The following is a 21,602-nucleotide window of genomic DNA, read 5'->3' as shown; positions in this document are numbered from 1 at the left end:
CACCCCGATTGCTCTTGATTCCGTTTAAGAAATTTCTCAAAACGTTCTTCGCTTCCTATTTGTTATTATTATATCTTAAAAAATCAGCTGACAAAATGATCAACGTCTAATATACAATTTCCCTTCAAAATCTTTTTATAAATTTAAACTTGAACCTTACGTCACGTAATGTTTTATCCTATTATTAGAAGGGAGCAGATAAAATGACGAATGAAATTATCAGAGCACTTGTTTTAGATAAAAGTATCCGTTTATACTTTACGGACAATACAAAAGTTCTACAAGAAATCATGGAATTAAGTAAAATAAAGGATAAGGTCTGTTATTTGGCACTAGCTAAATCTGTTTCCATTATGAGCCTGCTTTCTGTAACCTTAAAGACTAACGAGCGAATCAGTGCTGTTATTACATTGACTAATCAAAAGCAAAAAATTTATGCAGATACAGATGCAGCAGGAAATGTACGCGGCTATGTTAATCAAGCACTGTTAGAAGCGCACCAGCAGCAAAATTCAGATCAATCTCTTCAGGAATTTATCGGTCCAAATGCTTCTATACGGATGATGAAGGGATTTGAAATGAACCAATTCACAGGGATTACAGATATGTCTTATCAAAATATGGATGACGATTTTGCATATTATTTTAAACAGAGTGAGCAGACAGACACTATGCTTCAAACAAACATGGAATTTGATAATAATCACTTTCTTATCAAAAGCTATGGAATCTATGCTCAGGCACTTCCCGGGACAAAAGAAGGTTCATTAGAGTATGTCCGGGAGCAATTTGCAGCAGAGAATCTTGCTCCTCTGCTGCTTGAAATGAATGATGCAGAAATAGAAAAAGAGTTAAATCAGCGCTTTAATAACTCAAAGGTAATGGAACGAAAATCGATACAATTTACCTGCCACTGCTCGAAGGAAATGTTTTATGGCTTTCTATTTTCGTTATCTGATGAAGAATTGCAAAAAGCTATCGACTTAAATATCTCTATCGATACAAAATGTCATATTTGCGGCAGACAATATACTTTCAGTCCTTCTGAAATAAAAACACTTTTACAAACGAGGTGAGTACATGCAAAATTACTGGACTACCGGTCAATTAGCCACTCTTACAGGTCTGTCCATCCGCACACTGAGATATTACGATCAAATCGGCTTATTTTCACCTTCACTTTATACAGAAGCAGGACATCGGCGCTATACCGGGGAGGATATGCAGCTGTTGTTACAAATTCTTGTATTGAAAAAAATGCATTTGCCTCTGGAGGAGATAAAAGAGATTATTCGTACAAGCAGCCAGGATATGCTGGGTACACTGGATCAGCAGATTAATCGGGTTAAATCAGAGATAACTATGCAGCAAAAGCTGTTACAGCAGCTGGAGCAGACCAGGATGGAAGCTGTTAAATCAGAGCGTATTTCCGTTGAAGGTCTAACCTCACTCTTTGAGTTAATCCAGTTCAATCATTCCAGTTATTTTACAGAGGAACAGCTTCAAAAAATGAGAGAGTACTACCTCAATACAAGTGATACAGCTTTAAAACTAGGGAAAAAACAATTTAAGGATCTTTTAAAAGCATTAAAAGACAGTAAGGAAAAACAAATTCCTCCACAAGATCCGTCTGTGCAGGAGTTAGCAAAAAAGTGGCAGGGATTAACGAATATTTTTTCAGATGGAGATAATGGAATCACTAAGAATGCTGAAAAATTCTATGCTGAGAATCCCCAGCCTGCACTGCATTATGGCTTGGATAGTACGTTATATAAGTATATTCAGGAGGCCTTGGAAGAATAAAAGAAAAGAAACAAGTATGACAGTTCACTGCAGTAAATATCTATTTATATTAGAAAACTTGGTTGTCACCAAGCTTTTTAGGTGACAGCCTTAGTTACACTTATGCAGTAATAAAGTTTATACTTTCTTAACTGTTAAAAAAGGCTAACATATGAAATCCAGTTTGAGTTAGCCTTTATCTAAAATTATTAAATTAAATCATTATACTTCTGGGCACCATATAAAACACGCATAACAAATACACTTTTGTCCTTAATTAAATAAAAAACAATATAATTCTCAACAATAAGTTTACGATAACCTTTATCCTTTAATATATCATCTGCTACTAACTCACACGAAAATGGAAATATACCTAACCTTTTAATTTTAAGTTCTATCTTATTTATTAATTTATCCGCAGCATCTTGATTGTACAAATTTCCAGATATATACTTGTAAATTTCATCCAAATCTTTTACAGCTTTCGGAGCTATCTTAACTATATATTTATTATTTTCCATACTTCTCTTTCAACTTTTCAAATACTTGTTCAGCTTCTAAAAAACTTTCCTCATGATTCAGCTGTTTTTCTGCTTGCGCCAATTTTTCGTATAGATCCAGCTTTGCTAATGATTTTTCATAAGTCTCCAAGCTCATCAGAACCATGTCGCCATAACCATTTTTTGTGATAAAAATTGGTTCCTCTAACTGATGGCATAATTCAGATATTTCCATTGTATTTCTTAAATCTTTTATAGGTCGAATTTCAGGCATTATACTCCCTCCTTTTTTATATAATAACATAATTATGTCCTAATTATGTTATTATATGCATTTTCCCAAGAAGATTCCTTCAATAATTTCTTTTTACTGAAAGTTTGCAACATCTATACAACTAACCTGATTTAATCTATAATTTAAATTTAGGTCATACTTTATACATATGAAAGAAGGAAAAATATGAAATACTACGCAGCTTCCAGCTTTCGAAATATAAGCAATGTCAGGTTACTTACTTCCGCATTAAACGAAAAAGGCTTTACCCAAACTTATGATTGGACAAAAAATCAACACGCAGCTACTATCAAGGATTTAGCAGATATAGGAGAAAAAGAAAAACAAGCGGTTCAAGACTCTGACTTCCTTGTTGTATTAAGTCCGGCAGGCAAGGGAAGTCATATCGAATTAGGGATTGCTTTAGGGCAAGGTAAACCAATTTATCTACACTCTGAAAACAATGATATTTTAGATTTTGAAACCACCAGTACCTTCTATCATTTAGATGGTGTTAAAATGTTTGTTGGAGAACTGCCAGCTTTTATCGATTTTATATTATCCGAACAAGATATTTCTAATTATTAAGTACTTCTTTTCCATTAAAAAATGGCTTCCCTCTACTTGAAGCCATTTTTTGAATAAATATTATTAAAGCATACCGCAGATGTATCCTCCCATTATTTACGGTTAAGATACTGCTCCCTTTTGAGAGCATGCTAATACGTTTGCTTAATTAAAAAGGCTGCCATTTTAATTGTTTTGCTTTATTATAGCGATTTTCCACCTCTGTCCAATTCACGATATTCCACCAATTGTCTACATAGTCTTCTTTCACATTCTCATATTGCAGATAATAGGCGTGCTCCCATACATCGAGAACGAGAAGAGGAACTACATCCCATTGACTTAAGTTTTGATGCTTCTCCGCCTGCAGAATTTCCAGACGCCTTGCCCGCGGCGACCATACTAAGATAGCCCAGCCTCCGCCCTCTACATGGTTCGCTGCTTCTGTAAAATGTGCTTTAAACTGATCATAGCTGCCAAAGGACTGCTCGATTTCACTCATTAAATCTCCTGTTGGCTCACCGCCTCCATCCGGGCTCATCACCTTCCAGAATATCGTGTGAAGATAATGTCCTGCACCATTAAATGCAGCTTCTCTTTCCCAATGTTTAATCAGATCATAATTGTTATCCCAACGTGCCTGCTGCATTTCCAGTTCTGCTTTATTCAAACCGTCTACATAGCTCTGATGATGCTTATCATGATGAAGCTCCATAATTCTTCGTTCGATATAAGGCTCTAAAGCATCATAGCTGTAAGGTAATGGCGGAAGGGTATGCCCGCCAATCGGAACAACTCTTTCACGATTGCCTTCTGCGCGGCTCTCCTTCATGCTCTCTTCCAGATAAGAATTTAACTGTGTATATAAATCTTCGGCGCGCTTGTAAGCATCCTCCTCTTCTGCAATTTGATTATTGGAAAGCTCTTCTTGAAATTGATTTAAATTATCCCTCCACTCCTGCAATGCTTCCCCGCCAGTATTTCCTCTAAGATGTTCACTTGATTCCCGATACGTTTGCAAAATTTCTTCACACCATTGTTTTATTGAATTAAGGTATTGTGACAACGATAAATCCTCCCTAAAATTAGTCGTTAATACTATATGCAAGAGATAGGTGGGCTGATAATATTTTTAATAGGAACAAATGATTAAACAAACGTTTGAATTAAATTTTCCTATTAAGATGATGTCCATTGTCCTCCATTCACGTGTAATGTCTGACCCGTAACAAAACGAGAATCATCTGACGCCAGATAAACAAATGCAGGTGCTACTTCAAAAGGCTGGCCCTGCCGCTGCATCGGATTTCCTGCCAGCATTACTTCATCCGCCGAGAAACTGGCTGGAATCAGCGGTGTCCATATACGTCCTGGAGCGATGGCATTTACCCGGATCCCCTGATCCACTAAATTATTTGCCAATGCTCTTGAAAAGCTGACGATAGCTCCTTTTGTGGCAGTGTAGTCCAGCAATTGTTTATTTCCCTCATAAGCTACAACAGATGCCGTGTTAATAATCGAGCTGCCTGCTTTCAGGTGTGGAAGTGCAGCACGGGTAGTATAGAAATGGGAATATACATTTACTTTAAACGTATCATCGAATTGTTCATCTGTAATGTCCAGCAGGCTTAATTGCTGAAATTGAATACCGACATGATTGCAGAGGATATCCAGTTTCCCAAACGTTTCAATCGTTTTTTCTACAATATAACTGCACTGGCGCTTCTCCCTTAAATCTCCTGCAAGCAATATACAGCGCTGCCCAAGCTCTTCAATACGATTTTTTGTCCGATTTGCATCCTCATGCTCATCCAGATAAGCAATAGCTACATCTGCACCCTCTTTGGCAAAAGCAATTGCAGCTGCCGCTCCCATTCCGCTGTCTCCTCCAGTGATAAGTGCAGTCTTATCAGCAAGCCTATTACTTCCTTTTTCATTTACATTCTCAATAATTGGCCTGGGCACCATCCATTTTTCCAGCCCCGGCTGCCGATATTGCCGCTGCTCAGGTACAGTCATTGCAACCTCTTCATACTGTGTTATTTTCCCGTAGTTTGGATACATCGGATATTTTTGATCTGCTGGTTTATTTGATTTATCCTGTGTCATAAACATCCTCCTTGAAATCACCTGGATAGGTTACTTTATGACACTTGGGCGGAGATAGTGAAAAGAGGAAAGGTTCCGTTCCACATTATAGAAATATGAATAAGGTATGAAGGAGAAGCAAATCAAGGAGGAAATTGTTATGCAGCAATATTATTACAACCCTGAGGCGACACTTTTATTAGTAAAGCATTCCAATAAAAAAGTAGACGTATTGTATACGGCAAATCAGCATATGTTCCAATTGCCGAAAATCGGGCCCAGGCCGCCTTATTTTATAAATCCTGTTTACGAGCAGTATTATCCGGTTATCTAGTGCTGTACGATGAAATTCTAAAGATGTGGAAAAGTAAGCTAAAAAATTTTCGGATTAACTGCTTAAAGCTAATATTATTCTTCGGCTAGAGTGATATTAGCTCATACATAGAAAAATTTATTTCATGGGAGTTTTATTTTCCACTACAGAACAAAACAGCGATACTTATTCATTTGAAAAATATCATAACGTTTCTAAACCAATAAAAATACCGATCAAAAATCGGCATTTTTTCTTATTATTCATTTACTTTACTCTTAATAAAAAGTCCCAGGCTGTGCAGGAGTCTGCGGTCTCCACCAGGACTCTACCGTTTGCCACGCTGATTGAAAATCCTGCCCCTGTCCCATCAGGTAAGCGATCGCTACAGCTTCTCTTAATGCATGTGGATAGCCAAGATGCTGTGCTTCCCTCATTCCGTGATTGATTACCGGATTAACTGCCGATAAAACCTGCTGCTCCATCGAATTTTGCCCCATATTCGGCTGCTGATAATTCCGGGGATATTGCTGATAGTGTTGGGGCTGCTGCTGGTTATAAAAATCCATATGTTGATTTGGGTTAAATGGATTAGTCAAATTAGACACCTCACTTATAAATTAGGTAAATTCCCTACTGTGCAGCCTATGCTTTCGATATTTTAAATGTTCCTTACAAACAATTAGATACCTTTGATTGCAGGTATATCAATTTGTAAGTAAGATCATTATATATACCCGTATAATAAATAGATTTTATAAGAAGCATTTATAAATTCAAAGAACAAAAATTCTGAAGCAGCGATGGAGTGATTGATGTGAGAGACATTAAGATTGCGGTAAAAAAATGATAAAGGAATAAAAAAGAATATCTTTAAGAAAGGAATTCTAATATGGAAATAAATTTGAAAAACAACGAAAAAGCATTTATTCGCCCCTATGAAGAAAAAGACTTCAGTAAAATACAAGACTTAAATAAAGAAGCAGCAGTCCTCTACTTCAAAGCGGACTGCTGCTTCTTTAAGTATCTCTTGTCTTCTTTCAGTACCAGCAAATTTTTTTATTGCTAATTTCTTTTATTTAACAGTAATAACAACATCTTCCCCAGCTTGAACCTGCTTCACATCTTGTTTATTTAAAGCTTCGATATCACTCATATTTGTAATAAGCATTGGTGTAACAGTACTTACAGCTTTTTCACCTACTATTGCCAAATCCACATCAACAAGGGCATCGCCTTTTTTGACTTTATCCCCTTCTTTGACATGGATTGTGAATCCTTCTCCATTCAAAGCAACTGTTTCTAAACCAATATGAATTAAAATTTCCGCTCCATTGTCAGCTTTAATCCCTACTGCATGCTTTGTCGGGAACGCTTGTACAATATCTCCATCAACTGGTGATACAACTTTTCCACTAGATGGTTTAATAGCAATTCCGTCTCCCATCATTTTTTCAGCGAATACTGGATCAGGCACTTCTTCCAAAGGGATTACTTCTCCATCAACTGGAGCAAATAATTCAATTTCCTGATTCTCTTTCTTTTTAAAAAGCTTCCCAAACATAGCTATCCCTCCAAGATTTATATATATCGATTTTATCACATGTTCCAGAGAATTACTTTAATAAGCCCATCAGAAAATCGCTGCAGACAGATTTTGATTAACTCTTCTCATTGTGTAATCTTTTCCCACGATCTTTCGTTACTAAATGCCCATCTGTAATAAGAAGTTTATACGCTCCACCTCTTGGATAACCATTATGGCACTTATTATTTCATCCTTACTTGAATTAGCCGATGAATTAATAAATTTCTTTAAAAAACAGTATGGTGTACAAGATTCTTTTTTGAGAGGAAGCTTAGTAACAGAAAAGTGGGATGACAACTCTGATATTGATATAGATATTAATGTCTTTGGAGTCGATAACGGCCAATTTGCAAAATAGCAATAACAAAGAACCCAGCTATTTTTCGATATCCGGATTCTTTGTTGGCAGAGAGAAGACTTGGCTATACCTCAGCCTCTTTGAAGCTAGTCCTGTTCCTGCTTTTCCTTATCCCAGTCTTCAAAATCATCATTATTTAAGTTTCTTAACTTACCGTTATTTTCGATTACTGCTTCCACATCTACATTGATATTTATATTTGGATATATTTCTTCCAGAAAGTTTTTCAGCTCTGCATTGGTATAATTTTTTCTGATCCGGTTGCTTATTCCTAATACATCTGCATGTTTACCCTGCAGCTTTTTTACCAGTTTAAGGGTATCTTTTTTCATTTTTTCTTCAAACATTTTCTGAATTTTATCATCATTCAAATGGTCCTCTGCTTCAGAGACAATCAATACGAATTCTAACCTTATAGTCAGGTCGACTTCATCTCCTCTAAATTTGTAATCATATTCTACATCTCTTTCAACGAGCTCTACATTGGTGGTGTCATCAATGGTCACAAATGTTTTAATAACATTTTCTTCATTATTTAACAAATTCATCAGCATAACTTCAATAGAGTCTAATGTTTCAACAATTTTTCCATCCTTGAGTACGGATGCACCAAAGTAATCCATTTCCAGATTTTTATTTGAGCTGATTAGCGGTATAGAAATATCCGATGTATACGAATGAATACCTCTATAAACCTCCCATAAAATAACTTCTGGAGTATTAATTTCCCAGCCAATCTGTTTTTCCAGAAAACCAAATATGGGTACCCCTACTTTTTGAAACGTATCAATCATCTGATCAATATAGGTATTCATATCCTCTTTCGTAAATGCAATCGCTGGTGTTCCGGGTACATCACGCATCCTCATGAAGGTGTTTATTATTTTCCCTATTCCTTCTTTACCCAGCTCCTCGTCTAAAACAATAAAACCGATATGCTCTAAGTCAATAGTTGTTTCAATTTTTTTCTTAAGCTGTTCAAGGGCATCTACAATCGTAATTCCCTTGCCATCCACTTTGGCCAAATTCCGCTGTTCAGATACTACTGATACTGGAATAATTAAATACACATGAAATAAATCTTCATCTTTCGTCAGCCCCATCAAAATAGGTGTGGAACGGTAATTAATATCTCTGGAATCCCAGCATCCGCTTAAAAAGATCAGCGATAATAAGAGAATGAGTATTTTTTTCCAATCATTACGTTTCATGCTTTTGCCTTCTTCCTATCCAAAAGATGAAAATCAGCAGACTGATAAATGAATAAAAACGAAGTGGTATAATCCATATGATATGTGTCTGCACCTGCTCCCATGTAGAAATCATATTTGCTGCTATTGTAATGATGATGACTATAATAACAAGGGCAACCGATGCATGCAGTTTGCTGACCCGGAACATATTTTGATATAGCATTCGCAAAATATGCAATAACATCCCTAAAAAAATCGTTGCGTAAATAAGCAGACTTAAACCAAAAAGACTAGTCAGTGTTTCAAAGATAGACCATTGAATATCGACTGTGGCTAACATTTCAATATAGGGAAAAGTAAAATTCCGCGCTACTTCATACCCAAAAACCAGCATAGGGGAATAAGCAGCCATAAAAATAAAAGGAATTAAAAACCATGAAAACCAGAAAATTGTTTTATAATTGAGTTTCTTTTTTTTAGGCAGAAAAGCAAAAAATAAAAAGGTAGGAGACAAGACTAAAAAACCTGTAATAAAGGGCATTTCAAATATAAAATCGATATTATCTACCTTCATCGGAAAGAAGTTATACCATTCTGCATTGAAAAAGGATAATATGAAAATAACCACAATAATATAGGATGAAGCCCCGGCAATTAAAAACGTTGTCCGGAAAATACTCTCCATTGAACCAAGTCCGATATATGTAGCCGTAGCGACGAAAATAACCATGACATATAAAATCGGCGTCTGGTTTAGAAATAATACCGTAGTAAATTCAGCATAGGTCCGGATAGAAACAATAACCGTTCCAATGATAAACAGCGATAAAGGAATCATAAATATGATGGAGATGAACCAGCGTTTCTCAGGTAAATATTGCAGGACATTAGGGTTTTCCAGCTTAGACATCCCAAATAATAAAATTCCTACAAGAGCGATATGTGTAAATCCATGAATCAAAACAACCAGCCAATGCCCATTATCTACCGTATCCAAAATCAATGTCGGATAGAGAAGAAACATTACTCCTATATTCGTTAATAAAAAAAAGGTAATAATCAATAAGTTATTGATTTTCACTTTGAATCCCTTCCTTTTTCCACCGGACATAAGGAACTCCAAAACTCGTAATTCGGGCTATATAGGAGCATAAAACCAGCAGACCGATAACATGTCCCAGAATCCCAAATAAAGCAGAGAAAATAACAATGATATACTTCATCAGCCGTAAGGTAATTCCATTTTCAAAATTAATTACAATACCATTGGCAATTGTCGTAGCAGCAATAATAATAATTAATACACCACTGACCAGACTGGCTTCTACAATGGCCTGCCCCAAAATAATACCGCCTACAACACCAATTGTATTGGATATAGAAATAGGCAGACGGACTGCCGCTTCGGTAATTAATTCAATCAGGAGCAGCATAATAATTATTTCTATAAAAGCTGGATAAGGTACAAATTGCCGGCTTTCTGTGATAGAGAGGGCAAGCTGAACCTTCAGCATCTCAGGATTTATAGTAATCAGGGCTACATACAGCCCCGGCAGTAATACTGCAATCATAATTCCAACAATACGCAGCATATATAGAGAATACACAAATACACTCAGATAATTACTGTCACTCGGCTGCTTAAACACATCAAAAACCGTATTGAACATTACCAGTGCAAATGGATAGCCATCCATAAAGAAGACAATTTTCCCTTGTTCTATGTACTCCATCGCATTTTCCGGAAGCTCAGTGGAGGATACACGGGTAATCAGGGAAAATTTAGAAAATCCGAAAGCAACGTGAATATCCTTCACCTGCTTAATTTCATTTGGATAATCCTCAATTTTCTTCTTGATCATTTCAACCATTTTTTGATCTGTGGTACCCTTCAAAATAAGAAATGAAAAGCGGCGGTTTCTTTTACCATGCTGTGTTGTCATTACTTCAAAATCTTTGGATTGATATTTACTGCGTAACAATCCTATATTTTGCTGGCTGTTCTCTGTAAACGCATCCTTTGCTCCATAAATAACCGATTCGTTAACTGGTACTTCTATACTTCTATAAAGGGGCTGAGAGACAGGATCTACGATTAAAGAAGCTTCTTCAGCACGATCCCAAATAATTAATTTCCCTTCATACAATGCTTGCATTTGTTTGTTTATTTCTATTTTATTCCATGTAATGTTTTTCGATTGAAAACCTTTTGACCCTTGTGACTTATTTTCTTGATTACCAATTAATGCCTCGACTATTTCCCATGTCGCCGAAAAATCCACCAGACTTTCAAAGCCGATCACATCATAAGCAGTATCATTAATCATGATGGATTTCATTTGTAAATCTTTATTTTTTTGTTTCAAATTCTCTATCTCGTTCATGAAATCCATTGCCGGCACCCTTTCTCTTCTCCTATCTTTTAGTTATGAACCAGCAGGCGCATTTTCATACAAAAAAGTCATCAGGTTTATTTCATTCAGTGGTTTTCATTTTTTCATGGACGTAAAAAAAATAATATAAGAAACCTTTTCTTGCTTATTCCGTATTATCTATTAAAGAAGTACCACGGAGGCAGGATAATATGTTGCGTTTTTTCAAGAGCAAGCGCAGACAAAGAGCAATAAAAAAAGTAAAAGATGGAGATGGGCATGCATTGAAGCCATTTCGTTTTTACGAGGTATTTTATCGTTCGCTTTTTTATATAAAGCTTCGTGAAGAGGATGGGGAAATGCACACGTATGCAGTTCATGTTGATTATTTTGATGAAAATGAATCAATCGATTTATATCGTGACGGAAAGCATCATGCAAAAGCTTCTAATCCAGCTTTTTTCCCGGTTTCTGGAGGAGTTATTGAGGCAGCAACAACAACCTATGGTTTGAAACGGATTCATTATGTGACGGAGGATGAACAGGAGGTTGTATTATCTCCAGACCGCCGTTCAGCTGAAGGCTTGCGGATGCGCCTTGATGCCAAATTCCCTGAAATCAGCTCCATCATTGGAAAACTTGCCGTTATCATTCTTTTGATTTCTTTAATATTGGGCTTGCCACAGCTGGCTGCCATGATTTCGCAGCTTCCTATCATTGAGGAAAGATGGGGCTCCTTTACATCACCGATAATCCTTCCAGCCTGGCTGAATACGACACTGCTGGCCGCCGGAACTATTGCAGCTATCGAACGTGCCTTAACACTAAAAAATCATTGGCTAATTGATATGGAAACGAGCTGGTGGGATGACTAGGTGAAATACGATGACTTTTGGATTTGATATACAGAGCATTATGATATGTGCTGTTTTTCTATACGCAAAAAGAGGAGCGCTATTCTATTGCAAACGGGCAGGAGGATCAGATACATCTTGAAAATGTCCTCCAGCTGGCTGCTATGATTTTCAATTTTGAAACATTTAAGCTGATTGAAGTATGATGAGAAATATATTCAATCAGCTCTTTTTTCGTTTTGTTCCTCTTCCCATAACCGTTCAAGCTGATAATTATCATCTGAAATCTGTAATGCATAAATATCTGGATTACTAAGTTTTCTCCACGCCTCGAATCCTGCGTTTTTATCATAATAATACAGAAGCAGCGATATAATTCCTCCATGTGCAACAATGATGCTGTTATCGGCATCACTTTCACGTATTTCGTTCACTGCCTCAACAATTCTTCCTGTTGCCTCGTTACTGCTTTCGCCGCCTTCATATTTTAAATCTAAATCTTTATAGGTTGCTTCAAGTTTAGTCATCCAGTCAGGCATTGAAGCAGAACTGAGCACTCTTTCCCGCAAACGGTTATCCACTTTTATTTTCAAATTATTTGCTTCTGCAAGCGGCTCTACCGTTTGTATTGCACGTAAAAATGGGCTGGAAATAATACGATCCACTTTCTTTTCATACAAAAATGCAGCCAGCTTTTCCGCCTGCTCTTTCCCCTTTTCTGTCAAGGGAGCATCGGGAGCCTGTCCTTCTGCTTCACAATGCCGGATAATATAAATTGTTTTATTCATATTAATCAACAGCTCCTTCATTTAAAAATTTGATCTATACTCTTAGCCTAACATGGTTTTAGGATATATTTCTGATTTTCATTATTTTTTTGAACCTTTTTCCTCCCTTGTTTGTATAGTCAGTAACAGCGGCTAATTAAAATAAAACCATACTTTACTTATTTGCTACATTGCATGCACAATGAAATGTAATAGAACAAATATCATCGCATTGTACTGATTTTAACAAGTTTCAGCATACTATGCTCAAAAAATATACAGATAAGGAGAATCATATGGGAACAGGATATATTATTTCTTTGATTGCAGCAGGAATACAAATTATACTGATTTTGGCAGTCAGTATACCATTTAATCGTAAATATATAGTCAAAGAAGATGGGAAAATAAATTACAAAAAGACAACGGTCTATTTAAGATGGAATATATTTGATACAGTTACAATAGCAGTGGCAGCTTATACCATTCTTTGTACAGTAATCTTATTTTTCTTATTAGCTTCCGGAGAAAATATTGAAAACTCCTGGGTGCAATTTTTATCCAATCAGGCTCAAGCCTGGGTTATCGTAACTGTTTGCTATTTTATCAGCCGTATTTCCATGACTTTAAAATCCATCAAGGCGCATCTAGAGGATAAAGAAGATGAAGCGTAACGAAGAATGGATGGAGTTGTATCAGAATGGAGATGAAACAGGTTTTACTGAATTATATGCCATTCTGCATGAGCCTCTCTACTGCTTTTTATACCGGTACACTCAAGAAGAGCAGCTTAGTGTCGACATCGTCCATGATACCTTTGAAATCCTGCAGAAGAAAAAACAGACATTCGATCCTGATAAAGGAACTGTCAAAGCTTATTTATTCCAAATAGCTTACCGATTATTAATAAATAAGTTAAACAGAAGGAAAAAATGGCGCTCCCTGCTTCCCTTTTTGATTCCACAGGCTGACCACTCAATAAGCATGGATGAAAAAATGTGGGTACAGCAGGCAATCGCTGACTTACCTGATAAACAGCGAGCGATTATTTTACTTGTTTACTATGAGGACCTGCCGCAAAATGAAATTGCATCCATATTAGATATTCCAATAGGCACCGTTAAATCAAGACTACACAAGGCAATGAGCACACTAAAAAACGACCTGAAGGAGGATTTTCATGCTGAAGGATGAATTTAAAAAGGAAGATACATTAAAGAAAGAACTGGATCAATTTCATGTGATTGTTCCTGAGCAAAAGCTGATGCAAAAACAAGTGGCTTGGCAGCGTTTTATACATTACTTAGCATCTCCGGCAAAGGATCCTTTAGAAAAGACAACTGTCACATTCACAGGATTAAATTTAACAAGAATTGTTCCTTTAGCATTGGGTATCGGGATAAGTATTGTTCAGATATGGGTTCACATGTAGAAAGAAATAAGTCCCTCAAATAACAGTTTTCGATGTTATTTGAGGGACTTATTATTAATGATTGGTTCTTCGGTACACTTCTCAGCCTCTTCTAAATTCTGCATGAATTGCCGGTGCTTGATTTGATGCTGCAGATTTTCTATATCAAACTGTGATTTTAAATATGGATACATCTTAGCTGTCTCCTTCTTTTTTTTCCACAAACAGCCCAAAGCTTTTCTTAACGCACAGATTCCATAAAACGCTCTTTCTCCAGCTCCAATACCTTCTTCTGAATAGAAGCTTCTTCCTCTTCCCGCTCCTGTTCATCCAGGATACGGGATGCTGTATCTGATTCTCTGGCAAATAAATGAAAGAGATCTGCTTTTTCTCCCAATACCTCCAGCATCGCTACATCCATGCTGTCTTCTGTTAATAAGCGGTAAACAACTACATTCCGGGATTGTCCCATTCGATACGCCCGGCTGATCGCCTGCTCCTCCATCGTCGGCTTCCATTGCGGTTCACATAAAATCACAACATTCGCGGCCTGAATATTTACTCCGACACCACCGGCAGTGATTTGACTGACCAGAACTGAGCCAGCCTCATCTGCTGTAAATACATCTATAATTTCCTGCCTTTTATGATTAGGAACGTCTCCAGTAATTGCCCGGTGGGTCCCATCCTCTAAATTTTTACTGATGGTCTGGATAACATCTTTAAAATAAGAAAACACCAGCACCTTATGTCCATTTTCTTTGGCATTCTCACAAATTTCCAATAGCTTCTCAAGCTTCGGCGATTTATCTGGTGTTCCACCCTGCCAGGCGGCACGACGCATTGCCATGACCTGTTCATCCTTCACTGCCTGCTGATAGAACTTTTCCTCTTCCTCCCCGAAATGAATCCACTCTGGAATAATTTCTAATTCTGGAAGTTCATTTAAGACATCCTTCCGATTTCTTCTTAAGTACACGGGAGCAATTGCTTTCCGAAATGCCTGCGGATGATGCAGGTGCATTTCTTCAGTTAAACTGTTCGCGATTTCCGGCTGTAAAACAGAGATTAATTGCTTCATTTCTTCCACACTATTTTCCAGTGGTGTACCGCTCATAAATAAGACATACTCTGCCAAATCGGCTAAATGATAAACATTTTGCGAGCGCTTGGCACCTGGATTTTTCACATAATGTGCCTCATCAACAATGAGCGCATCGAGATAATGTTCTTTTTCAAGCGGCATATGGCCTGCCAATTCAAAGGTTGTAATTAATACTCCGGTATTTTCTTCCCATGCTTTAAACTGTTCGTCCCGATTGCTGCCATGGAAGACAAATGTCTGTAAATCAGATCGCTGTTCAATCTCTCTTTTCCAGTTTGCAACCACACTTAATGGACAAATAATAATAGCATGTCCTTGATTGTTTTGCGTAAGATGATTAATAATAGCGAGCGCCTGAATCGTCTTTCCCAATCCCATTTCGTCACCCAGCAGCGTCTTTTTATACAGCAATGCATACTTCGCGCCGAAAATTTGATAATTTCTTAGGGTAATGTTCAGTCCTCTGGTATCAAATGGATAACTGTTCACCGCTTCTACTGCCTCTGGCGGCAAGCTTTCTGAAATATTTTCCGAGTCAAAGTCCGTTGCTTTCTCGATCTCTGTATAGTAGAAAGCATTTTCTGTTTCAAAATGTTTTTTAAGTTCTTCTTTGCTCACTTCAAAATCAAGCATATAATCTAATCTTTTCTTGATCTGATTCAGTTCCTTTTGATGCTTGCTTTTATTTAAATTAGCAAAGGCAGATCGGATTTTCTCCTTCTCCTCTTTCGGCTGGAATAATGCCCCAAAAAAGCTCTTCTGCTTCTTTGCAATTTCAATATCGGGAATCGTTTCTTCATAATATTCCTGGAACTTCGCTTGCAATTCCTCCAGAATTTTCAGCAGATGCCACTTCTTATAAATGGATTCCAGTAAATTGAAATCTTCATCAGAGATATCATCTGGATTCACACGTGGAATTGCTTGTTCATAAACGGATGATTTTATCTTTGAAACAGCTTGATAAAGATCCTGTGCCGCTTTTTCATCAATACCCTCTATCTGCATAAAATCCTCAATTTTTTGATCAGCTATATCTTTCATTGTTTTAAAGCCATTCTTCATCAGATTATCTACAGGAAACCCTTTTTCCAGTGTTAGAATCGTATCCAGCGGCATTGTTTTTAAATGTTCATTTCCTGAGCTTGTTTTCAGCCTCTGCCATATTCCCTTAATCCGATGATTAAATAGCTCCTCTGAGCTGATGTTGATGCTATCGTGAATTCGATTCAGTTCAGCTTCTAACCGCTCCACATCCTGTTTCGTTCTTACCATGATTACTCCTCCTGCTGCTCTATCTGAAACATATATATTTATCACAGGCAGCTGTTGCGGCATGATGAATACCACCTGCTGCCCGTCTTTATTTTAAGATTACGTTTTATTATTGTAGCATTCTTTATCCTTTGATAAAAAGAGAATACGTCCTTGTCACTTCATATTTTTTCTCCATGAAGTATTAAAACTGTTTCACCAGTCTAACTCAAATTAAAAACTGCTCCTTAATTATTGAAAAAACCGCTTGATATAAGAATATCAAACGGCCAAACGATGTTCATCCTGTCTTATTACGGAGATTTCTATTCAATGAAGTTTCATTTATATTCACATAAAGCAAATTCTATGTAATATGATAAGAATTTGCCCTATGAACATTTTGAAAAAAATGCTTGTGAGATTTATTTTTGCTGTTTCCCTTGAGCAGATAATGGTTTCTGTTTAATAACCCCTTATAATACTGGGCAAATCCCGCATGTGATAAGCGCAAATTAGCCATTCTTTTCATTGGCTCATCTGTTTTATCCATCCTATCATCCTCCTTGCTTTAACGTATGTACAAGGAGGATCAATTATGAAAGCCTGCGTAAATAATATCGCTATCACAAATACAGGCTGGCTCGAATAACCGCCAGCCTGTATTTGTGAAGTGTTCCTGATTAGCTTAATTGCATTGTTGTGATACAAGTAAAATCATCGTCAAACGTGCTGATCTCGGATGTCACTTCTTTTCCGTCATGTCTAATTTCAACCGTATATGTTTCATCCCGGGGGAGCCACAGGTCAATAAAGCCATTTTCTTCCGTCTGCATGGTCTCATCTATGACAACATCACCTTCTGCAGTTTCAATATATACATCAAAATCTTCCAGAACCATTTCCCCCTGGCAGCCTGTTAAACTATGAATTTCACAAGGGTGTGTCTGCTGCATAAAAGGGGCAATCGAAACAAAAAATTCATCCTCCGGCAAATCATAAACTGCTTGTTCATTTCCCTCATTATCTGTAACAACCAGCTGTTCGGAAGTAATGGATGCATTCTCATCAACTATATCTTCCGTACTGTATCGATGAACTAATTCTTTAATATCATCTGTTTCTTTCAGTGCATTTTCCTCCTGTTTATTATCCTCTCCACTGCAGGCAGTTAATAAAAATAACAGTCCGAACAGGATCAGGCTCATTTTTTTGGTCATGCAATTCACACTCCAAATAAGATTTCTTGTCTTGTATTATACGGGAATGCAGTAGCATTTCCTATATAGTCCAGGTAACTGACACAATTTAGTTAACTTTAAGGAGCAATAGTGAACAGAGAAGTTCAAAAAATGGATGAAAGTGATTTGAAAGATGCAGTTTTTCATCATTTCGTCATTTTTATTGTTGACAAAAATATAATTGCACTATTTCGTTAACTCACTAACAACTCTTCCTGCTCTATTATTTCATCTTGTTCTCTACAAAATCCATAATTACCTTTTTAAATGTTGCAGGGTTTTCAACATAAGGATGATGACCGCTAGTTAAGACCTGGACGTCCATTTTATTGAATTTAAAGGACTGATGATGGCTTGGTCCAACAGCATAATCATCTTTGCCGGCAATTACTAATACAGGGTTATCTATTTTCCCGGACAACAATGTAAAATCCTGAAAATATTCAGCAGAAGAAAATACGAATTTTTGAAAGTTGGAATCACTGTCTAAACCCTCATTATCAATCATATCCAGCTCTTTCTTTTTATCTGTATCGACAAATTGCAGCTTAAAATAGAGCCCTTCCTCTATTAATTTTGTTAAAATACCGAAGTATGTATTCATAAATTTCGACAGGCTGTCTGCGGCGATACCTGTCCATTCCAGTCCCAGCATTTCAGATCCTGTTCGCATTTGCTGCATAAAGGACTCCGTCATATTTAAGGTAGCATTAGCTAAAATAATTCCCTTTGTTCTCTCTGGAAACTGTTCTGCATAATTTATCGCAAGTATACCTCCAAAAGAATGTCCCATCACCAGCCATTCATCTATTTCCAGATGATTCCTCAGCTCTTCTATATCGCTTATTAATCTATCTAAAGAATACGCTTCTTCCTCACTATGCTCCGATCTTCCGCAGCCCCGCTGATCAAGATAAACCATTTGCAATTTTTCTCCAAGCGGTTCGTTCATAATGTGTTGAAAAGATTTGCTCCAATAGCCCGGTCCTCCATGCAGATACAGACAAGGGATTCCAGTACCGCTTACTTCAAAATATATTCTTATCCCGTCACTTGTTTTAAAATACATAAACAGCCTCCTTCTGCACTGAACCACCCAAAACAAAGTGTATTTGGTGAAGATGCCTATCCAGCATTATTTACCAAATGTGCGGCTCTGTGTCATTCCTTGATAACAAACCATCCTTTTTATTCCGGCAACTGTACGATTTCATCAATCGCTCTTTCAATATCCTGCCTGGTATTATAAACGTGCGGTGCGATTCGGATGATATTCTCCTTCGCAGTTAATACAATTCCTTTTTCTTGCAGCTTATGAACGACCTCAGCAGCCCGCGGATGAAAAAATGCTGTTAAACTTGTTCTGTTTTCCACCTCTTCAGCTCCATACAGTCTCAATCCTTTTTTACGCCCATACTGAACTGTGAACGCTCTCAATTCTTCAAGATATGCAGCAATATGACGGACTCCCACAGAATGAATAAAATCCAAAGACGCCTTAGCAGCATAAGCACTGATAAAGGAAGGTGTACCTGTATCAAATTTTCTTGCATCTTTCTTCCCTTTTCCCAGCCAACCAGTCATGCTAGGCTGAAGTGTATCGGCAATTTTTTTATCAATATACAGAAAAGCAATGCCGGGAATTCCTAATAAATACTTCCTTGTTCCTGTTGCCAAAAAATCAATTCCCATCTCTTTTACATGAATAGGGCAATGTCCTGCAGATTGATAGGCATCAACAAATAATAACGAACCTTTTCGATGAGCAATTTCTGCTATTTCTTTGATATCCAGCTTCAACCCGCTTTTATAATGAACATGTGGAATAGACGTTAGCAGTGTTTTTTCACTGATATGGTCCTCAAAGGATGCCGGAGAAATCTTCCCATGCTCAGATGGGATCACATGAAGCTTCCCCTGAAATTTTGCCTGGGCAGTCCATACATCTGCAACTGTTGGGAAATCAAAATCTGTGAAAATAACTTCATCTCCTGTTAAAGGATCTGGAAAAGCTGTCGCTATTGCAGAGATTGCATGAGATACCGAAGACACAACTGCTATTTCATCCGGGTCAGCCCCAATAAGTGCAGCAAAGGATTCCCGGGCTCTTTCCAGCATTCCCATTGCTGCGTCCCAGTTTATTCCATTAGCCCGTAATTCTTCGTGATACGCTGTGATTGCATCGGAAGTACTTGCCGGCAGAAGCCCTTGAGAACAGCTGGCAAGATAATTCCGATTTGTTAATGTAGGGAATTGCGAGACAATCTTTTCGTTCATGTTATCTCTCCTTTTAAAATAAAGAGTTAAATATAGACGCTTTGTATTTCCTGAGCTTTATACGCACGCAATACCTCGCTTATCATCGCTGGAACATTTTCCTTCTCTATCGATGCAGATGCATATTGTTTAACCTCATGTCCTCCAATACAGACACTGTACATTGCGCTTTCAAACAGGCACTGATCATTACTGTCATTACCAAATGCAATAAAATCCTTCACCTGCAAAGCATGCAGCCCTCTTACTTTATTGATTCCAACCGGGCTGATGTCTATCGCATTTTCACCCTTGTAACAGGTTATATTTACAGGCATAGTGGAAAGCTCATCTATTATTTGCAGTGAAGGCTGAAACAGGACCAGCTTACACAGCTTATCCAGACTTCTCAGCTCCCGATTCTTAGCTGTAGCCTGATTAATATTCTTATAGATTGGATGTGTCTTCTCTCCTGTAAAAGCATAATCCCAATCACTGTCTGCTAAGTAGGTTATCTGATTATCTTCAACCAGAGTTTGAAGCTTTGTAAGCAAACTATCTTGAAAATGGATAACATCAATCTTTCCACCATTTGAAGTATATGCTCCATTTCCTCCAACCAGTTTCTCTTGTTGAAAAGCCTGGGGCAGAACAGGCAACAAATCCCGGATCGGTCTTGCAGATGCAAAAATCACCTCATGCCCTGCTGCTTTTATTTCCTCCAGTGCCCGTATAATAGACGAATCTATTGTTTTTCCATCAAAACAAATTGTGCCATCTATATCAAAAACAAAATTCATTTAAATCACCTCTTTTTTCAAGTATACTATGTATTAAAAATTACAAAAGGACAGATGTCCCGAGGAGAAAATCATATGGCATTAAAACAATTTGCTGCTATCTATCATTATTCGATTCCAAATACATTGGAGAAGGAAATCACCATTCGCACATACAAAATAAATGAATACATATTAACTGCCGGAGAAGAAATAGATGGATTTTACTTTTTAATAAGTGGAAAATACTTTGTTTCCAGTCAGGAAATTACAGGAAAGGAGCTGTTGCTGCGTTACTGCCAGACTCCTGCCATTATGGGAGACATTGAAATTCTGGAAGACTGTCTGATTCAATCAAACTGTATTGCAGCAGAGCCATGCACTTTTGTCTTTATCCCTAAAAAGATTTATGAAAAGGAGCTAAAATATGATGCGTCATTCTCACAGATACTGTTAAGAGAATTAGCTTATAAGCTCCGGACATGCACCATTTCATCCAGGGTGAATGCACTGTCTCCTGCCAATGTCCGGCTTGCTGCTTTTTTATGCACTGTTTCTTCTGATTCTCAGGTATCTTATATCTCAACCAATAACCTTGAAGAAACCGCCGCTTTAATTGGAACAACAAAAAGGCATGTTAATCGTATTTTAAAGCAGTGGATGGATCAGGGGATCGTGGAGCGGGAGAATGATGAAGTACGGATTTTACAGTGGGATAAGGTGAAAGAGATTTCTGAGGATGTACGGTTTGAATAACGAACTGGACAATTAGGTATAAAGTGCAATAACTTTCTAATATTAAATAAATAAAACTCCTTTTACTCATTATGAAAAAGGAGTTTTATTTATAGAGAGCTTTTCTACACATTATGAGGCTTTATTAAGTAACGAGGAGCA

At 37.3% G+C, this 21,602-nt stretch carries 28 protein-coding genes; 11 read left to right on the top strand and 17 right to left on the bottom strand.

The window, feature by feature from the left end:
• The first annotated feature begins 203 nt into the window (after nt 1-203).
• Both IEX29_RS12870 and IEX29_RS12865 read left to right on the top strand, forming a co-directional pair.
• Complete coding sequence (locus tag IEX29_RS12870) at nt 204-1,076, top strand: Hsp33 family molecular chaperone HslO (protein WP_077604847.1); 873 nt, start codon at nt 204-206, stop codon at nt 1,074-1,076.
• Nucleotides 1,077-1,080: 4 nt separating this feature from the next.
• Nucleotides 1,081-1,803 carry a MerR family transcriptional regulator gene (locus IEX29_RS12865; RefSeq protein ID WP_077604848.1) on the top strand — a complete coding sequence of 241 codons (723 nt, stop codon included), beginning with the start codon at nt 1,081-1,083 and terminating at the stop codon, nt 1,801-1,803.
• A 188-nt stretch (nt 1,804-1,991) separates the two neighbouring features.
• On the opposite strand, the gene IEX29_RS12860 is transcribed toward IEX29_RS12865, so the two are convergent.
• The gene (locus IEX29_RS12860; RefSeq protein WP_077604849.1) at nt 1,992-2,306 is read right to left on the bottom strand and encodes a type II toxin-antitoxin system RelE/ParE family toxin; all 315 of its coding nucleotides are present in this window, start codon (nt 2,304-2,306) and stop codon (nt 1,992-1,994) included.
• On the bottom strand, nt 2,296-2,559 hold the full coding sequence (locus IEX29_RS12855) for a type II toxin-antitoxin system Phd/YefM family antitoxin (RefSeq protein WP_077604850.1): 264 nt from the start codon (nt 2,557-2,559) through the stop codon (nt 2,296-2,298). Before IEX29_RS12855 ends, IEX29_RS12860 begins: the two co-directional genes overlap by 11 nt.
• Nucleotides 2,560-2,745: 186 nt before the next feature.
• On the opposite strand from IEX29_RS12855, the gene IEX29_RS12850 reads away from it, so the two are divergent.
• A complete protein-coding gene (locus tag IEX29_RS12850; RefSeq protein ID WP_077604851.1) occupies nt 2,746-3,147 on the top strand; it encodes a group-specific protein in 402 nt (133 codons plus the stop codon).
• A gap of 148 nt (nt 3,148-3,295) precedes the next feature.
• Here the strand turns inward: IEX29_RS12850 and IEX29_RS12845 are convergent, their stop codons facing one another.
• A complete protein-coding gene (locus IEX29_RS12845) occupies nt 3,296-4,192 on the bottom strand; it encodes a superoxide dismutase (RefSeq protein WP_077604852.1) in 897 nt (298 codons plus the stop codon).
• A gap of 113 nt (nt 4,193-4,305) precedes the next feature.
• Complete coding sequence (locus IEX29_RS12840; RefSeq protein ID WP_077604853.1) at nt 4,306-5,235, bottom strand: glucose 1-dehydrogenase; 930 nt, start codon at nt 5,233-5,235, stop codon at nt 4,306-4,308.
• A gap of 139 nt (nt 5,236-5,374) precedes the next feature.
• Between IEX29_RS12840 and IEX29_RS12835 the strand changes: the two genes are divergently transcribed.
• Complete coding sequence (locus IEX29_RS12835) at nt 5,375-5,548, top strand: hypothetical protein (protein ID WP_175637222.1); 174 nt, start codon at nt 5,375-5,377, stop codon at nt 5,546-5,548.
• A gap of 257 nt (nt 5,549-5,805) precedes the next feature.
• On the opposite strand, the gene IEX29_RS12830 is transcribed toward IEX29_RS12835, so the two are convergent.
• Together IEX29_RS12830 and IEX29_RS12825 are read right to left on the bottom strand one after the other, a co-directional pair.
• Nucleotides 5,806-6,126, bottom strand: a complete 321-nt coding sequence (locus tag IEX29_RS12830; protein WP_139344908.1) for a hypothetical protein — start codon at nt 6,124-6,126, stop codon at nt 5,806-5,808.
• A 476-nt stretch (nt 6,127-6,602) separates the two neighbouring features.
• Complete coding sequence (locus IEX29_RS12825) at nt 6,603-7,091, bottom strand: PTS sugar transporter subunit IIA (protein ID WP_077604854.1); 489 nt, start codon at nt 7,089-7,091, stop codon at nt 6,603-6,605.
• Nucleotides 7,092-7,287: 196 nt separating this feature from the next.
• Here IEX29_RS12825 and IEX29_RS12820 point away from each other — a divergent pair, with 196 nt between their 5' ends.
• A complete protein-coding gene (locus IEX29_RS12820; RefSeq protein ID WP_077604855.1) occupies nt 7,288-7,473 on the top strand; it encodes a nucleotidyltransferase domain-containing protein in 186 nt (61 codons plus the stop codon).
• Nucleotides 7,474-7,559: 86 nt separating this feature from the next.
• Here IEX29_RS12820 and IEX29_RS12815 read toward each other — a convergent pair whose 3' ends face one another.
• From IEX29_RS12815 to IEX29_RS12805, 3 genes are read right to left on the bottom strand one after another with little or no spacing between them, the layout of a single operon-like run.
• Complete coding sequence (locus IEX29_RS12815; RefSeq protein WP_077604856.1) at nt 7,560-8,684, bottom strand: Ger(x)C family spore germination protein; 1,125 nt, start codon at nt 8,682-8,684, stop codon at nt 7,560-7,562.
• Complete coding sequence (locus tag IEX29_RS12810; protein ID WP_077604857.1) at nt 8,674-9,747, bottom strand: GerAB/ArcD/ProY family transporter; 1,074 nt, start codon at nt 9,745-9,747, stop codon at nt 8,674-8,676. Before IEX29_RS12810 ends, IEX29_RS12815 begins: the two co-directional genes overlap by 11 nt.
• Nucleotides 9,734-11,059 carry a spore germination protein gene (locus IEX29_RS12805; RefSeq protein ID WP_077605192.1) on the bottom strand — a complete coding sequence of 442 codons (1,326 nt, stop codon included), beginning with the start codon at nt 11,057-11,059 and terminating at the stop codon, nt 9,734-9,736. The genes IEX29_RS12810 and IEX29_RS12805 overlap by 14 nt, the downstream gene beginning before the upstream one ends.
• 191 nt (nt 11,060-11,250) lie before the next feature.
• Between IEX29_RS12805 and IEX29_RS12800 the strand changes: the two genes are divergently transcribed.
• Complete coding sequence (locus tag IEX29_RS12800) at nt 11,251-11,913, top strand: hypothetical protein (protein WP_077604858.1); 663 nt, start codon at nt 11,251-11,253, stop codon at nt 11,911-11,913.
• A 197-nt stretch (nt 11,914-12,110) separates the two neighbouring features.
• On the opposite strand, the gene IEX29_RS12795 is transcribed toward IEX29_RS12800, so the two are convergent.
• On the bottom strand, nt 12,111-12,680 hold the full coding sequence (locus IEX29_RS12795; protein WP_077604859.1) for a histidine phosphatase family protein: 570 nt from the start codon (nt 12,678-12,680) through the stop codon (nt 12,111-12,113).
• Nucleotides 12,681-12,955: 275 nt separating this feature from the next.
• Here IEX29_RS12795 and IEX29_RS12790 point away from each other — a divergent pair, with 275 nt between their 5' ends.
• From IEX29_RS12790 to IEX29_RS12780, 3 genes are read left to right on the top strand one after another with little or no spacing between them, the layout of a single operon-like run.
• Nucleotides 12,956-13,333: a group-specific protein gene (locus IEX29_RS12790; RefSeq protein ID WP_077604860.1), complete on the top strand. Its 378-nt coding sequence runs from the start codon at nt 12,956-12,958 to the stop codon at nt 13,331-13,333.
• Nucleotides 13,314-13,853 carry an RNA polymerase sigma factor gene (locus tag IEX29_RS12785; protein WP_077604861.1) on the top strand — a complete coding sequence of 180 codons (540 nt, stop codon included), beginning with the start codon at nt 13,314-13,316 and terminating at the stop codon, nt 13,851-13,853. Before IEX29_RS12790 ends, IEX29_RS12785 begins: the two co-directional genes overlap by 20 nt.
• Nucleotides 13,840-14,091: a hypothetical protein gene (locus IEX29_RS12780; protein ID WP_077604862.1), complete on the top strand. Its 252-nt coding sequence runs from the start codon at nt 13,840-13,842 to the stop codon at nt 14,089-14,091. The genes IEX29_RS12785 and IEX29_RS12780 overlap by 14 nt, the downstream gene beginning before the upstream one ends.
• A 35-nt stretch (nt 14,092-14,126) precedes the next feature.
• Here the strand turns inward: IEX29_RS12780 and IEX29_RS12775 are convergent, their stop codons facing one another.
• The 5 genes from IEX29_RS12775 to IEX29_RS12755 form a co-directional block, all read right to left on the bottom strand.
• Nucleotides 14,127-14,264, bottom strand: coding sequence for a hypothetical protein (locus tag IEX29_RS12775; RefSeq protein ID WP_175637223.1), 138 nt, complete (start codon nt 14,262-14,264; stop codon nt 14,127-14,129).
• A 47-nt stretch (nt 14,265-14,311) separates the two neighbouring features.
• A complete protein-coding gene (locus IEX29_RS12770; protein ID WP_175637224.1) occupies nt 14,312-16,450 on the bottom strand; it encodes a DEAD/DEAH box helicase in 2,139 nt (712 codons plus the stop codon).
• A 346-nt stretch (nt 16,451-16,796) separates the two neighbouring features.
• A complete protein-coding gene (locus IEX29_RS12765) occupies nt 16,797-16,982 on the bottom strand; it encodes a hypothetical protein (RefSeq protein WP_077604864.1) in 186 nt (61 codons plus the stop codon).
• A gap of 130 nt (nt 16,983-17,112) precedes the next feature.
• A complete protein-coding gene (locus IEX29_RS12760; protein WP_077604865.1) occupies nt 17,113-17,649 on the bottom strand; it encodes a CueP family metal-binding protein in 537 nt (178 codons plus the stop codon).
• Nucleotides 17,650-17,893: 244 nt separating this feature from the next.
• Complete coding sequence (locus tag IEX29_RS12755; protein WP_077604866.1) at nt 17,894-18,739, bottom strand: alpha/beta fold hydrolase; 846 nt, start codon at nt 18,737-18,739, stop codon at nt 17,894-17,896.
• Between IEX29_RS12755 and IEX29_RS27240 the strand changes: the two genes are divergently transcribed.
• Nucleotides 18,662-18,919 carry a Fic family protein gene (locus tag IEX29_RS27240; RefSeq protein ID WP_077605193.1) on the top strand — a complete coding sequence of 86 codons (258 nt, stop codon included), beginning with the start codon at nt 18,662-18,664 and terminating at the stop codon, nt 18,917-18,919. The genes IEX29_RS12755 and IEX29_RS27240 overlap by 78 nt on opposite strands.
• Here IEX29_RS27240 and IEX29_RS12745 read toward each other — a convergent pair.
• Nucleotides 18,859-19,947: an aminotransferase class V-fold PLP-dependent enzyme gene (locus IEX29_RS12745; protein WP_077604867.1), complete on the bottom strand. Its 1,089-nt coding sequence runs from the start codon at nt 19,945-19,947 to the stop codon at nt 18,859-18,861. The genes IEX29_RS27240 and IEX29_RS12745 overlap by 61 nt on opposite strands.
• 26 nt (nt 19,948-19,973) lie before the next feature.
• The gene (locus IEX29_RS12740; protein ID WP_077604868.1) at nt 19,974-20,726 is read right to left on the bottom strand and encodes an HAD-IIB family hydrolase; all 753 of its coding nucleotides are present in this window, start codon (nt 20,724-20,726) and stop codon (nt 19,974-19,976) included.
• A gap of 75 nt (nt 20,727-20,801) precedes the next feature.
• On the opposite strand from IEX29_RS12740, the gene IEX29_RS12735 reads away from it, so the two are divergent.
• Entirely contained in the window at nt 20,802-21,461 is a 660-nt protein-coding gene (locus IEX29_RS12735) for a Crp/Fnr family transcriptional regulator (protein WP_077604869.1), read from the top strand.
• Nucleotides 21,462-21,602: the final 141 nt, after the last annotated feature.

Source organism: Oceanobacillus neutriphilus (assembly GCF_014645515.1).
GTDB lineage: Bacteria > Bacillota > Bacilli > Bacillales > Amphibacillaceae > Oceanobacillus > Oceanobacillus neutriphilus.
This window is presented reverse-complemented; position numbering and strand designations above follow the sequence as displayed.